Genomic DNA, 14272 nt, shown 5'->3' with positions numbered 1-14272 from the left:
CTTCCGCCGAGGAAGGGGAGATGATGAAAACCAAGGAAAAGGACCACGACAAGAGCGTGGGTTCCGGGACCGTCCGTGCCGCCACCGCGGCCGGCTACGACCGTGCGCGGCACGGCATCCACAATCTGCGCCGCACCGAGGTCATAGCCGACCCCCGGCTTTACTGGAACGCGATATCCGAGCTTCCGCCCGTCTTCTACGACGAGGTGGGCGGCGTCTGGGTCTGCTCCGGGTACGCCGAGTCGGTCGAGATCCTCGCCAACCACCGGGCATTCTCGTCCGCCCGCCACCACGCCCCCGGCGACCTGGCGGCGCGGGGGATGGACGGCATCGTGCCGACCGCCGAGATGCTCTCGGCCCAGTTCCTCTTCAACGACCCTCCCGCGCACACCAGGATCAGGGACGCCCTGCGCGGCGAGTTCTCGCCGGCCGGCATGCGCCGCCACGACCCCGCCCTGCGGGAGATCGCCCACGAGGTACTCGACACGCTGCCCGATGCCGGAACCATCGATCTGGTAACGGACTTCGCGGAGCGGCTTCCCGAGCACCTGATGACCCATCTGCTGGGCATGGTCGGCCGCGGCGAGGAGCTGACCGAGTGGGCCGACTCGTACGAGCGGCTCCTGAGCAGCGTCTCCACCTTCCCGAGCCGGGCCGACCTGGAGACGATCCCGCTCATCGACAAGGCGCTCGCCGGCCTGCGCCGGCTTGCCGCCGAACGCCTCGCCGCGCCCGGTGACGACCTGATCACCACCCTGGCGACGGGTCTTGCGGCCGGCTTCGACGCCGACGCACCGGGCGAACCGCCCGCCGAGCTCCTCCAACTCGTTGCCGCCAACGCCATGGTGCTGGTCGCCGGCGGCTACCAGACCCTGACCCACCTCGTCTCCACCGGTCTCCTGCTACTCGCCGAGAACCAGGAGCAGCTGAAGCGGCTGCGGGCCGACCCCTCGCTGATCGACTCCACCGTGGCGGAGGTGATGCGGATCGACGGGTCGAGCCAGTACGTCGGCCGGCACGCCGTCCGCGACATCGAGGTCGGCGGCGCGCGCATGAACGCGGGGGACGGAGTCCTCATCATGCTCGCCGCCGCGAACCTCGACCCGCGGAAGTTCACCGAGCCCGCCGCCTTCGACATCGCGCGCAGCGAGGGCCGCCACCTCGGCTTCGGCTCAGGGCCGCACTACTGCCTGGGCGCGCCGTTCGCCGAGCGCCTCGCGGGCTGGGCGATCCTCGGCTTCATCGAGCGCTACCAGGAGTTCGGCCTTTCCCGTACGGGCCCGGACCCGGTGGAGTGGGGGCCGCACTGCAACACGCGGTCGCGGCACCGCGCCGGGGTGCAAGTGAGCGGTACGCCTGAGACCACGGCGACGTCCGTGGTACCCGGAGTCCCTGAGGAGCCCGAGGCGTCCGAGACGTCCGAGGTGCTCCCGGAGGCGAAGCCGGTCAGCGATCTCGAACGGCACCAGATCCTGGCCGAGTGGAACGACACGGGCGCCGACGAGCGGGCCGCGGACGTCTGCTGGCAGCTGGTCTTCGAGGAGCGGGCCCGCTTGGCACCCGACAGCACCGCGGTCGAGGACGAGGGCGTCACCTACTCGTACGCGGAGATCGACGCGCTGGCCAACGGCGCCGCGCACCGGCTGCGTGACCTCGGTGTGGAGCCCGAGACGGTCGTCGCGATCAGCATGGAACGCTCCGTGCGGCTCGTCGTCACCATCCTCGCGGTGGCCAAGGCAGGCGGCGCCTTCCTGCTGGCCGCCGCCGACTGCCCCGGCGAGCGCCTGAAGACCATGCTGGACCAGACGTCGGCGCGACTCGTCATCACCGATGACGCCACCGCCGCGAGGTTCGAGACGCTCGGCGTGCCGGCCGAAGTTGTCCGCCTGAACCCCGGCGAGCGTGCCGCCACCCCGCCGATCACCGGTGTCGTGCCGGGGAACACCGCCTACATCGTGTTCACCAGCGGGACCACCGGCCGCCCGAAGGCCATCGCCAACAACCACGAGGCGCTGACGAACCTGCACCTCGCGCAGCGCAAGGTGTTCCGGCTGCGCCCGCGCGACCGGGTGCTGCAGTTCCTGTCGCCGAACTTCGACGGCTGCATATCCGAGGTCGTCCTCGCGCTGCTGAACGGGGCGACCCTCGTCGTCGGCAACACCGCCGCCCTGACGCCCGGCCCTCCGCTGCTGCGGTTGCTGCGCGAACGGCGGGTGACCGCCGCGATCATGACGCCGTCGGTGTGGTCGGTGCTCCCGCACGTTCCGCTGCCCGACCTGCGGATCGCGGCCTTCGCGGGCGAGCGGCTGCCCGGTGAGCTCGTCCACCGCTGGACGGCGAAGGGCAGGCGTCTTCTCAACCTCTACGGGCCCGCCGAGGCGGCGGTCTGGTCCACCTGGCACGAGTGCGCGGACGAGGACGATCCGCCGATCGGCCGACCGGTGTCCGGCAAGCGCGTCTACGTACTGGACGATGAACGGCGGCTGCTGCCCGCCGGATGCCCGGGTGAGCTGTACATCGCCGGTACGGGCATCGGCCGCTACCTCGGGCGGCCCGACCTGATGGCCAGGTCGTTCGTGTCCGACCCCTTCGCGGACCGGCCGGGACGGCTGATGTACCGCACCGGGGACATATGCGTGTGGCGGGAGGACGGCTCCCTGGAGTACGTGGGCCGCCGCGACCGGCAGGTCAAGATCCGGGGACAGCGGGTCGAACTCGACGAGGTGGAGCGCGTATTGGAGAAGGCGCCGGGAGTCGTGTCCTGCCACACCCTCGAACGCGACAACAGGCTGCACGCCCTTGTCGTGCCCGAAAGCTCGGACGCCTGGCAGGAGTCGGAGGTACGCGCGTACCTCGCCGAGCATCTGCACGGCGGCATGATCCCGGCGACGTTCACCGTCCTCGACCGGCTGCCGCTCACCGCGAACGGCAAGGCGGCGGATGACGGACCGGCTGCTGAGCCGGAGGTGCGGGAGCCGGTCGGCGCTGTGACCGGTGGTGTCCGGAAAGCCGCAGCCGTACCCGCAGCCGATGCCGACGACCTCCCGGCACGCGTCACCGGAGAGCTCACCCTGGCACGCGTCACCGGAGAGCTCACCTCCCAGCCCAAGCGGGACCTCACTCGGCCCAAGTGGAACCCCACCCAAGCCACCTGGGAGCTCGCCCAGCTGTTCTCGTCGTGCCTGCGCGTCCCGCAGGCCGCAGTGAAGCTGGACACCGACTTCTTCTCGGCCGGCGGTGACTCGCTGGCCATTGCCGAGTTCATGGCGGCCGCCGAGGACCGGTTCGGCGTGGTGATGGACGTACAACGGCTGCTCGATGACCCGACCCTGGCCGGTCTGGTGCGTCTGGTGGGCGAGGAGCGAGAGGCACAGTGAACGCAACAACGAGACAGGACGCGCCGGAGCGGGCAAGGCCAGCCGTCAGCAAGGTCCGCGGCGGGTCGTCGGAGACCACCGCCCGCCCGGTGGTGATCGTGCACGGTTCCATGGACCGCAGCACCGGCTTCCGACGGGTGTCCGACCACTTGCCGGACCGGACGGTCATCGGCTACGACCGGCGCGGCTGGGGCCGGTCGCGCTCGCTCGGCGGCCCGGACGTCGACCACCAGGCGCACGTGGACGACCTGAGCGCGATCCTCGCGGAGCTTGCCGCGCCGATCGTGCTCGGGCACAGCTACGGCGCCTTGGTGGCCCTGGCCGCCGCGGCCGCCGACCCGTCGCTGGTCGCCGGCATCGTCGCGATCGAACCTCCGGTCCGCTGGCTGCCGTGGTGGCCCGCCGACGACCCGTGGGAGAAGACCGTACGCGGCGCCGCCGCCGAGGGAGGACCCGAGCAGGCGGCCCGCGCGCTGCTCACCGAACTCCTGGGCCCCGCGAGCCGGCTGCACCTGGCCCGCGCGCAGCCGTCCGACCTCGCCGCGGACGGGACGGCCCTGATCTCCGAGATGACGGACCCCACGGTCGACGTGCCGCGCTTCAACCCGTTGACGTTCGCCACGCCCACCGTGGTGGCGGCCGGATCGCGGTCCGCGCCGCACCACGTGGAGGTGGCGCGGCGCCTTGCCGAACTGCTGCCGCACGGCCGGTTCGCTGAGATCTCCGGCGCGGGCCACGCCTCCCACGTCAGCCACCCACAGGAGGTGGCCCGATTGACAGAACAGATCGACTCGAACCCGGAGTTCGACTCGAAGCCAGAGAACCACTTGATCGAGGAGCAGCGCCGATGATGCCCCGCGCACTTGAGAACTCCGTCTACGGACTCATCTCCACCCCGGTGCTGCACACAGCCCTCAAGCATGGCGTGTTCGCGTCCCTCATCGAGGACGGCCCGGACACCGCGGCGGGCCTCGCCGAGCGCCTCGCCACCGACCCGGACACCCTGGAGCGCATGTTCCTCGTCCTGACGTCCCTCGGAGTCGTCGAACGCTCCGGGGCGGGGGAGTTCTCCCTGACGGCCGAGGCCGCGCCGTTCCTCGACCGCCGCAACAGCCGCTACCTGGGCGGCTTCATCGAGCATCTGACCCTGGAGACCACGGGCCGGCTCGGCCGCCTCGACACCTACCTCGCCGAGGGCAAGCAGACCACGGAGGCGTCGCCGTTCGACGACGTGTACCGGGACAGCGAGGCGCTGCGGGCCTTCATGCGCGCGATGTGGGACCTCAGCTTCGGCATGTCGCAGGAGCTCGCCACCCTCGCGGGCCTCGCGGGGACGACACACCTCGTAGACGTCGGCGGCGCCACGGGGCCTTTCGCGGTGGCAGCGCTGCTCACCGAACCGGGCCTGCGCGCCACGGTCTTCGACATGCCGGCGGTCGGGCCCTTGGTCGGCGAGGACGCCGAGGCGCGACCGGTCGCCGATCGCCTGGGCTTCGCCGGGGGCGACTTCTTCGCGGACGAACTCCCGCACGGCGACTGCCTCGCGTTCGGCTACATCCTCTCCGACTGGGACGACAACACCTGCGTCCGGCTCCTGGAGAAGGCGTACCGTGCCTGCGATGAGACGGGCCGGGTCCTCATCATGGACCGCCTCTTCGATGACGACCACACCGGTCCGCTCGCCACCGCCGCGATGAACCTGGTGATGCACATCGAGATGGCAGGTCGGCACCGCACGGCCGCGGAGTTCATCGCGCTCCTCGAACGCGCCGGGTTCGTCGACTGCGAGGTGCGCCGCAGCAGCGGCGAGAAGCACCTGGTCATCGGGCACAAGAAGTAAGGGCGCGCAGGGAATTCACACGGGGGCCAGGGGGCCGTGGAGATCGATGTCCGAGCCGGGCAGCACGGTTCCGCCGTAGGAGGAGCCGAAAGGGTAAGTGGCGCCAAAGTCACCCGCCAGCGACCAGCACGACTATCGCCCACCGCGCGCGAGTGCACCCCGCTATCGGCCGTTGTCGGCCGATCCGGGCACGCGGGACGCGGCCATGGCCACCAGCAGTCCCAGAACGACACAGGCCGCGCAGACAAGGAACATCGCCTGATACCCGGCGGCCTGGGCAACCAGACCGAGGGAACCACTGCCGACGGCGACACCCACCGTGAAGCAGGCCCCGAAGGTCGACAGCGCCGTGGCCCGTTGGCGTTCGCTGACCGAGCGCACCACGAACACTCCCAGCACCGGATAGATCTGCCACATGCCCACACCGGTGAGCACACCGCCGATCACACCCACGACCAGGCCGTGCGACACCCCGATGAGCGCCACCCCCACAGCCTCGACCAGGAACAGGCCCACGAGCGCCACCGGCCTTGTGGCCTCCCAACGAATCCAGGTACCCGCTATGCGCAACACCACCACGGTCAGGGAGTACGCGGTGACCACGGCCGCTCCCCCCGCGACCCCCAGGGCGTTGAACTTGGCGACCGCGAAGCTGGCGACAGCCGCGTAGCCGAGCGCGGTGAAGACCAGCGCGAGGCTGGGCAGCGCGGTGCCCAGCAGCGCCCGGCCCCGCTCGACGTCGGGCTGCTCCGCCTTCGGGGGGGATCGCACCTCGGGCACGTACATGACGATCGGGATGACAAGAAGCGTGATCAGCCCGGCGACCACGAACGTGGCCGCCGGGCCCACCAAGCGACTGATCAACGTACCCAGCGGAGCACCCAGCCCCAGAGCCAGATAGTTGACAGTACCGCCCAGCCCCAACGCCCAAGTCTGCCGATCCTTGGCAACCAACTGCACCGGCCAGACCCCGGTCGCGGCCAGCATCACACCCATACCGACGCCCACCAGCAGACGCAGGCCCACCAGCTCGGAAATCGACCCGGCCAGCGGATAGCACACCGTGACCAACGCGGTCAGCACCGCTCCGCCGATGGTCAGAGTCCGGGCACCGAGACGGTTCATCAACGCACCCGATACCGGCCGCGACAGCAGCGAGGTCAACGCGTAACTGCTGACGACCGCGCCGACCTCCGCCGGACCGCCATGCAACCGACCCGTCACGTATCCGGGCAGGACCGGAATCGTCAGAGCGAACGGCAAATAACCGATTCCAGCGGCCAGTGAGATCAACAGCGCATACTGCACGGACCGCTTGGCAGTGCGCTCGACGACCTCAGGCTCTGATTTGGTCAACACAGAATCGCTCCCTCAGGCCCGGGAACGTGCCTGGACCGGAAACATGCTCACAGCATGTGTCCTCCGACCCCACGCCCACCGAGCCCGATCGACTTTCCCAGAACACGACCCCAGCCGGTCCGCCGGACTCCACCAGCTCAATGACCGTGCCGCTATCCGCCCACCGGGCCTGGAAACTTCCACCGACCCACCCGTCATCGGGACACGCAGCAACCTACCATGACGGCCCAACACGGCTTTCACCAGCGGGTGTTGGGCTGGGCTGACCTGAAAAGAACTCGCAGCCGTGTCGGGACAGGCGGTCGATGGTGCCGCAGAGTCGGAGTGGGTATGCCCTGCGTGCGTGGGACGCGTTCAGGCAGGGCGGGTCCGGCATCAGGTCGTCAGGTGTAACTGCCTTTCAGAAAAGGCCAGTTCAGTCACGTCGGCCACCAGCCACATCTCCGACGGGGGTACGCTGAAGTCGGGTCGGCCGCGAACGCCGCCTACAGGGACGCGTGATGTGCACGATGCCGTGTTCACGCATTGACCCCTCGGAGTTTTCGTCATTCCAATGCTGAATCGATCAAGGGGAACATCTTGAAGTACGTCAAGCTGGGCTCGACCGGCATGGATGTGTCGCGCATATGTCTGGGTGCCCTGAGCTTCGGTGTGCCCGGCAAGGGTGTCCACGGTTGGACTCTGGACCTGGACCAGGCACGGCCGATGATGCTGCACGCCCTGGAGTCCGGGGTGAACTTCGTGGACACCGCCAACGTGTACTCCGCCGGGTCCAGCGAGAAGATCGTCGGGCAGATCCTGCAGGAATACGGTCACCGCGATGAGGTCGTGCTGGCGACGAAGGTTCACGGCCGAACGCGTCCTGGACCCAACGGCGTTGGCTTGTCCCGCAAGGCGATCATGGCCGAAATCGACAAGAGCCTGCGCAGGCTCGGCACCGACTATGTCGACCTCTACCAGATCCACCGGTGGGACCCGGCGACACCGATCGAGGTCACCATGGAGGCGCTGCACGATGTGGTGAAGGCGGGCAAGGCACTGCACATCGGCGCGTCGTCGATGTGGGCCTGGGAGTTCGCCAAAGCCCAGTACGTCGCCAAGGCGAACGGCTGGACCTGTTTCAGCACCATGCAGAACCACTACAACCTGATCTACCGCGAGGAAGAGCGGGAGATGCTGCCGCTTTGCGCAGACCAGGGCATCGGTGTCATCCCGTGGAGCCCCCTGGCCAGGGGGCGGCTCGCGCGGGAATGGGACAGCGTCAGTGCCCGCAGCGAGACCGACGAGTTCGGCAAGATGCTCTACTGCGACAGCGATCGCGAGATCGTCGAACGGCTGGGACAACTGGCCAACAAGCGTGGGCTGCCGATGGCGCAGCTGGCGCTGGCATGGATGCTGTCCAAGCCGACGGTGACCTCCCCCATTGTCGGCGCCAGCAAGATGAGTCATCTCCAGGATGCCATCGACGCGTTGGACGTGGTGCTCGACGAGGAAGAGATCAACTACCTCGAAGAGCTGTACCAGCCGCACAACGTGGTCGGGCATCCGATCACCTCGTTGCCGGGCCAGCACTGAGGCGCTCGCGTCACGGCGTCGGCCGAGTGTGGCCCAGGGCCGGTTCGTTCAGTGCCTTCGGGAAGCGGGTCAGCAGGTCGGCGAGTTCGTCGGCCAGTTCCCGGGCGTGTTCGGCGCTGAGCTGGTCTCCGCGATACGCCACCAGTGCGATCAGTTGGCCGTCTCGTTGCACCATGGTCACTGTCAGGCCGAACTTGGCGTAGTTGCTGCGCAGTGAGTCGTCCAGCACTGGAGTCAGCTGCGTGCCGTCCAGCACGGCGGCGTGGTCGTCCAGCAGGTTCATGTTCAAGGTGACGTTCGTGTAGGGAGTGCGTCCGAACCGCCGGGCCGGTTTCAACCGGGTGACCACGTCGTCGAACTGGACGCTCTGGTGCTCCAGCGCGCCCAGCGCCTGGCTGCGCATCTGCAGCAGGGCGTCCAGCAGTGTGCTGTCCGCGGTCACCGTGGAGCGCAGCACCGCGGTGTTCAGACACGGGCCGAGCAGTTCGGCGAATTCGGGCCGGCTCCGGTTCACCGTCGGGGATCCGAAGGTGACATCGTCCAGGCCGGTCCACCGGTGCAGGGTCACCGCCAGGGCGGTGGCGGCCACCATGAACCAGCTGACGCCGTGCTCGGACTGGACCGTGTGCAGTGAGTCCAGTAGTCCGTCGGGCAGCGGGATCCGGAACGCCCCGTTCGGCTCCGGTTGCCCCGGTGCGGGCAGCGGTGTGTCCGGATCCGCTCCCTGCAGGGTGGACGCCCAGTACTGCAGATCGGTGTTCCAGGAGTCGGTATCGCGCTGCTCTTCCTGGAAGGCGGCGAACTCCCGGTACTGGACGACCGGTTGCGGCCCGTCCGGGGTCGTGTAGTAGCGGTCGAGTTCCGCGAGCAGGACGGGGATTGACTCCCCGTCGATGACCACATGGTGCAGGCACAGCAGCAGCACCTGCCGACCGTCGCCGAGGTCGCCGAGGGCGGCCCGCAGCAGTTGTCCGGATTCGAGGTCGAACGGCCGGCGCACGGCGGCGTCCAGCCAGTCCGTCATGCCGTTGGGGGTGTCGCGCAGGTCGAGCAGTTCCAGCGGCGGCAGCCACGGTTGCCCGAGCCGCACGGACAGCGCATCGTCGTCCTCGACGAAGCGGGTGCGCAGTATCTCGTGTTCGGCCACCAGTCGGCCCAGCGCCGCACGCAGCCGGTCGGGGTCCAGTCGGCCCGCTACCTGCCAGGCGAGCGGCACATGATTGCGCACGTCGGAATCGATCAACTCGGCCAGCCAGATACGTCGTTGGAAAGACGTCATCGCCAGAGGGACATCCGTGGAGACGGATTCGGGCAGCGGCGCCGTGGACGCCGCCAGGCCCAGCACATGCTCGGTGAAGTCGTCCAACCGGGAGTGCTCGAACAGCGCCCGGATCGGGATCCGTACCCCGAATCGCTCCCCTGCGGCACGTACCAAGGCAGAGGCCATCACGGAATGCCCGCCCAGGGTGAAGAACGAGTCGTCCGGCCTGATGCCGTCCGTCTTGAGTACCCGTTCCCACACGGCGGCCATCTGGCGCAGCTGCTCGGTCTGCGCGGCGCTCGACGCCTCCGGGCCGGCGGGCGGGGCAGTACTCGACACGGGGTCCATGAGCGTGGCGTCTCCTCATTGCGCGGCGTGAGAGACCTGCGCAGATGTTCTGTTCGCAGGCCGATCTGCAAGTGCACACAGCCCGCCGGAAGTTCTCGGCGCCGCTGCGTCCCTGCGGTCATCAGAGGCTTTCCCTATCCTCGGTCATGTTACAGCCCAGGGCGCGGGCGGAAGATCGTTGTGTGCACGGAGCGGATGTCCATCTCCCGCTGTGTGGAAGCACTTTGACGATTCGACAGTTTGACCGAGCCCTGTGGACTGTGATCCGATCGAGGCTCGGTGAGTGATCCATCCGTGGGGGCGAGGATGTCGGAATACGGCTTGTTGCACACCCAAATTCTCGATGGGACGCGGGCGACCACGGCCTGGCTCGACAGTGACGGACGGCTCTTGGCCTACCGGGAGTTGGTAGAGCGATCGGAACGGCTGGCGAGACGTCTGGCCGAGGCGGGAGCCGGTCCCGGTGAGCGGGTCGCGCTGTTCCTGGAGCGCGGGGCCGACATGGCGATCGCCATGCTGGGTGTGTTGCGGACTGGTGCGGCGTTCGTGCCGCTGAGTCTGGCGGAACCCGCTCCTCGGCTGGCACGGATCCTGGCGGACTGCTCACCGGCCGTGGTGCTGGTGCACGACGCGACGGCGGCCCGGTTCGGGCACGACGGTGTCCGCACGCTCAGCGTGGACGTGGACGTGGACGTGGACAGGGCCGGGGCCGGGGAGGGCGGTACGGCTGCTGTCTGCGCCCCGGAGGATCCCGCGTACGTCATCTACACCTCCGGATCGTCCGGCACGCCCAAGGGCGTAGTCGTCGAGCACCGCAACCTGTCGCCACATCTGGACTGGCTCGCCGAACGGCTGCCGCTGGGGCCGGGCGACCGGGTGTTGCAGGTCGCGCCTTACACGTTCGACGCCTCGCTGACCGACTTCTTGTGGCCGCTGCGTGCGGGTGCCACGGTGGTCTCGCTCGCCGAGGGCGATCATCTGGACCCGCTGGCCATCGCCACCGCACTGGTCGAGCAGGAGATCACCGCGGTCCGGCTCCCCCCGGCGATACTGCCGTTGCTGCTAGAGGAGCCGCGACTGCGCGAAGCCACTGGCCTGCGGTACCTGATCAGCGGTGGGGACCGGCTGCCGGTGTCGGTGGCGCGCCGGATCAGCGAACTGCTGCCCGGAGTAAGGCTGTTCAACCGGTACGGGCCGACCGAAGCGGCCGTGGCGGTCACCTACCACGAGTTCGATGCCGGTACGGACCTGGGGCCGGATGTGCCGATGGGCCTGGGCGTCACCGGGGCCTCGCTGCATATCTCGTCGGACGGGGAGTTGCTGATCGGCGGCGCCTGTGTGGCGCGCGGCTACCTGGGTGATGCCGCGCTGACGGCGGAGCGCTTCGTCAGCCAGCCGGAACTGGGCCGGGTGTACCGCTCCGGTGACCGTGTCCGGAGGACCGCTGCGGGCGTGCTGGAGTTCCTGGGCCGGGATGACGAGCAGGTTCAGATCAACGGCCACCGGGTGGAGATCGGAGAGGTGCAGTCCGCTCTGCGTGCGCATCCGGACGTCGAGGACTGCGTGGTCCTGGCCCAGGAGCAGGCACTGGCCGGATACGTGGTGACCGTGGCGGGCCGGCAGCCGGCCGATGGGATCCACGACTACCTGCGGGACAGACTGCCGGGCCACATGGTGCCCAACGTGATCACGTTCGTGCCCCGGTTGCCCATGACGGACCGGGGCAAGGTGGATCACGCGGCCCTGCGCGCCTTGCCCGCCACGCTCGCTGCGGACCCGGCGCTCCCCGCGGACCCGGCGCTCCCCGTCGACCCGGTGCGGGAAGTGGTGGTACGGGTGTGGTCCCAGCTTCTCGGCGGCATCGAACTGCGGGAGGACGACGACTTCTTCGAGCGCGGCGGGCATTCGGTGCTCGCGGTGCAAGCGGCCAGCCGGATCCGTAAGGAGCTGGGCCACCGCGTGCCGGTGCGGATCATGTTCGAGAAGACGACGCTGGGTGAGTTCACCAAGGCGGTCACGGAGATCGCCGCCTCGGCCTAGGCGGTGCCGCCGGCACCCGCGGCGTCCGGTGCTGACCGGCGCTGATGATGGCCCTGGGACGAGTGAGCCCCCGGCGCCGCGTCCTCGGGCGTTGCGGACCTGGCCGGTCGGCGTGGTCCTTGTGAATGGCCGGTTGGTACGTCCTGGAGGCCGGGTGGGTCCGGGCCTCGGTGTGGTGGCTGACCGCCGAGCGGCTGCGCTGAGTTCCAAGGGAGTCGGCACCCCGGCCCCTGCCCGCCCGCAAGGCAGATCAGCAGGGGCCGGTCCGCGGGTTCAGCGCGCGAATTGGCCGGTGTCCGCAAAGGACTCAGCCAGTACGTCGGCGATCGTGGTCGCGGCGGCACCGGGCACGATCGCGGAATCGTGGTCGATGCGCAGCGACAGCTCCCCCTGGTCGTGGACGGCCGTGACGATCACCGGCTCTTGGGTCCTGTTTCCCGGCGGATACGTGAACCGGCCGGGCACGCCGTCCAGTACCGGTGCCGGGCGGCGCGTGCGGTCGATGAGGGTCAGTACGAGATCGAGGTGGCCGGTCCACGGTGCTTGGCACGCCCTGGCGGCCCGGACGACTTCGTCGAACGGGGTGTCCACGAATTCCAGGTCCTCCCACCAGCTCTCGCGGACGCCGTCATGCTGCGGGTTGGCCAGTACCGTGTTGATGAAGCAGCCGACCACGCCCGCCCCGTCCTGGCCTCCCCAGGTATAGGCGACCGGTGCGGTTCCCGGGATCCGGGCAAGCGCCGTGTGGCAGGCCTCCAGCAGCACCGGGAACGGCCGGTGCGGGGCCGTTCCCGGCAGCGCGACGCGTTGCCGGGCCGAGGCGCTGGGGCCGGGTTCGTGCGGTTCCGTGCCCCACAGGCCGGGCCCCGCGTCGCGTACCCGCGATGTCCAGTGCTCCAGCGCCTGCGGTCCGCTGGCCTCGTGTTCCCTTGCCAACTGCTGTTCCACCGCTTCACGGTAACGGCGCAGTGCGGCTTCCGCTGAGTCCTGCTCGGGCCCCGCGCTGTGGTAGCCGGACATCAGCTCGTCCAGCACCAGGCCGGTGGACTCGCCGTCGCAGACCAGGTGGTCGAAGCCGATGGCCAGCAGGTCCCGCCGCTCGTCCCTGGCCAGGAGCACCCGGAACGAACCCGGCCCGGCGGGCCAGTGATCCAGGGCGGCCCACAGGGCGCGGTCGGTGTCCGGGGCCGTGATCTCCCGCACGATCGGGCCTTCGGGAAGTGGGTCTATCCGCAGTACCGGCACCCCGCCGGCGGTGTCCGCCGCCCCGCGCAACGCCGGATGCCGCAGCAGGACGGATCGCGCTGCCTGTTCCAGGCGCTGGGTCGACAGCAGGCCAGGCGGGAATTCCAGGAAGACCGGCAGGATCTGGGCCCGGTCGTGTGGGTCGGTGGACCTGGCGTGGTGGAACCTTCGCTGCGCGCCGGTCAGCGGCATCAGCTCGTCGGCTCCGTTGTGGACGTTCGCGTAGTGCTTGAGGTAGGTCCTGGTGATGCTGCGGTGCACGGCTGGCCTCCACTGTCTGTTCTGATCCCGCGTCGGATTGGCCGCCCCCGCGGATGGGCCGCCGACATCCCTGCCCGGAGCGCCGGCTCGGGCAGACCTGACGGCCTGCCCGAGCCGGATCGCGATGAATGCCCTTGGCCGGAATGGTCGTTACGGGAACGACGGCCGCTCAGCGGCGGTTGTTCCAGCGGCCCGGGGCCGTCCCGGCAGCCCCGGTGCCTTTCATCCGATCACGTCTCGCTCGGCTCGGATCAGATCGGACCGCACGGTGTCACTGAGCAGCCTGCCCAGGCCTTCGGGGTCCTGCCGGGTGTGGAAGTGGCCTCCTGGCCGCACACACGACTCGAAGGCTCCGTCGGTGTGCTCGCGCCAACCGGCCTGCCAGGCACCGCCTTTCGCCTCCGTCGCGCCGGCGATGGCGGTGATGGGGCTGTGCAGCCGCGGGCCGGGCACGTGCTCATAGGTTTCCAGTACCTGCAGGTCGGCCCGGTAGCAGGCCAGCGCGGCGGCGAGCAGGTCCTTGTCGGATGTGGTTGCCGCGGGCAGCGGTCCCCAACGTCGTTCGATCTCGGCGTGCAGCTCGGCATCGTCGAGCAGGTGCAGCGGCTGGTCCGATACGGAAAGTGGCGGAGGCGGGCACGATGAGACGAAGAGCCGCAGTGGCTTCGGCTGCAGCGCCCTGGCCACCTCGAACGCGACGAGCGCGCCCAGGCTGTGGCCGAACAGGGCGAACGGTGGGGTGAACCGCACCTGCGCGACGATCTCGCTCACCAGTTGCGGCATCGAGGTCAACGCCGACTGCCCTATGTTGTGTGCCCTGCCGGGTGGTTGGACGGCCACTAGGCGCAGGCCGGGGATGTGCTCCACCCACCGCGCGTACTCCCCGGCCGCACCACCTGCGTGTGGAAAGCAGTACAAGGTGGCGACGACGGTAGAGGGTGCCGGGGCACGCTCGATCACCCGTAT

Annotated in this window: 9 protein-coding genes; 5 read left to right on the top strand and 4 right to left on the bottom strand. The window is 69.4% G+C overall.

The annotated features are described in order from the left end of the window. Positions 1-20: 20 nt before the first annotated feature. From STRTU_RS03625 to STRTU_RS03615, 3 genes are read left to right on the top strand one after another with little or no spacing between them, the layout of a single operon-like run. Positions 21-3377, top strand: a complete 3357-nt coding sequence (locus tag STRTU_RS03625; protein WP_269777330.1) for an amino acid adenylation domain-containing protein — start codon at positions 21-23, stop codon at positions 3375-3377. Further along, a complete protein-coding gene (locus STRTU_RS03620; RefSeq protein ID WP_159742200.1) occupies positions 3374-4228 on the top strand; it encodes an alpha/beta fold hydrolase in 855 nt (284 codons plus the stop codon). The genes STRTU_RS03625 and STRTU_RS03620 overlap by 4 nt, the downstream gene beginning before the upstream one ends. After that, the gene (locus STRTU_RS03615) at positions 4228-5217 is read left to right on the top strand and encodes a methyltransferase (RefSeq protein ID WP_246240091.1); all 990 of its coding nucleotides are present in this window, start codon (positions 4228-4230) and stop codon (positions 5215-5217) included. The genes STRTU_RS03620 and STRTU_RS03615 overlap by 1 nt, the downstream gene beginning before the upstream one ends. Positions 5218-5379: 162 nt before the next feature. Here STRTU_RS03615 and STRTU_RS03610 read toward each other — a convergent pair whose 3' ends face one another. Next, positions 5380-6576: an MFS transporter gene (locus STRTU_RS03610; RefSeq protein WP_159742198.1), complete on the bottom strand. Its 1197-nt coding sequence runs from the start codon at positions 6574-6576 to the stop codon at positions 5380-5382. A gap of 579 nt (positions 6577-7155) precedes the next feature. Here STRTU_RS03610 and STRTU_RS03605 point away from each other — a divergent pair. Next, entirely contained in the window at positions 7156-8151 is a 996-nt protein-coding gene (locus STRTU_RS03605) for an aldo/keto reductase (protein WP_159742197.1), read from the top strand. A gap of 10 nt (positions 8152-8161) precedes the next feature. Here the strand turns inward: STRTU_RS03605 and STRTU_RS03600 are convergent, their stop codons facing one another. Then, on the bottom strand, positions 8162-9760 hold the full coding sequence (locus tag STRTU_RS03600) for a condensation domain-containing protein (RefSeq protein WP_159742196.1): 1599 nt from the start codon (positions 9758-9760) through the stop codon (positions 8162-8164). Positions 9761-10066: 306 nt separating this feature from the next. Here STRTU_RS03600 and STRTU_RS03595 point away from each other — a divergent pair, with 306 nt between their 5' ends. Continuing rightward, positions 10067-11800, top strand: coding sequence for a non-ribosomal peptide synthetase (locus STRTU_RS03595; protein WP_159742195.1), 1734 nt, complete (start codon positions 10067-10069; stop codon positions 11798-11800). A 273-nt stretch (positions 11801-12073) separates the two neighbouring features. On the opposite strand, the gene STRTU_RS03590 is transcribed toward STRTU_RS03595, so the two are convergent. Both STRTU_RS03590 and STRTU_RS03585 read right to left on the bottom strand, forming a co-directional pair. After that, positions 12074-13306 carry a condensation domain-containing protein gene (locus tag STRTU_RS03590; RefSeq protein WP_159742194.1) on the bottom strand — a complete coding sequence of 411 codons (1233 nt, stop codon included), beginning with the start codon at positions 13304-13306 and terminating at the stop codon, positions 12074-12076. 222 nt (positions 13307-13528) lie between these two features. Beyond that, entirely contained in the window at positions 13529-14266 is a 738-nt protein-coding gene (locus tag STRTU_RS03585; RefSeq protein ID WP_159742193.1) for a thioesterase II family protein, read from the bottom strand. Positions 14267-14272 lie beyond the last annotated feature (6 nt).

The sequence above is a fragment of the Streptomyces tubercidicus genome (assembly GCF_027497495.1).
In the GTDB taxonomy this organism is placed as follows: Bacteria; Actinomycetota; Actinomycetes; order Streptomycetales; family Streptomycetaceae; genus Streptomyces; species Streptomyces tubercidicus.
The sequence above is the reverse complement of the archived record's forward strand: the minus strand, read 5'-3'. Positions and strand labels throughout refer to the sequence as shown.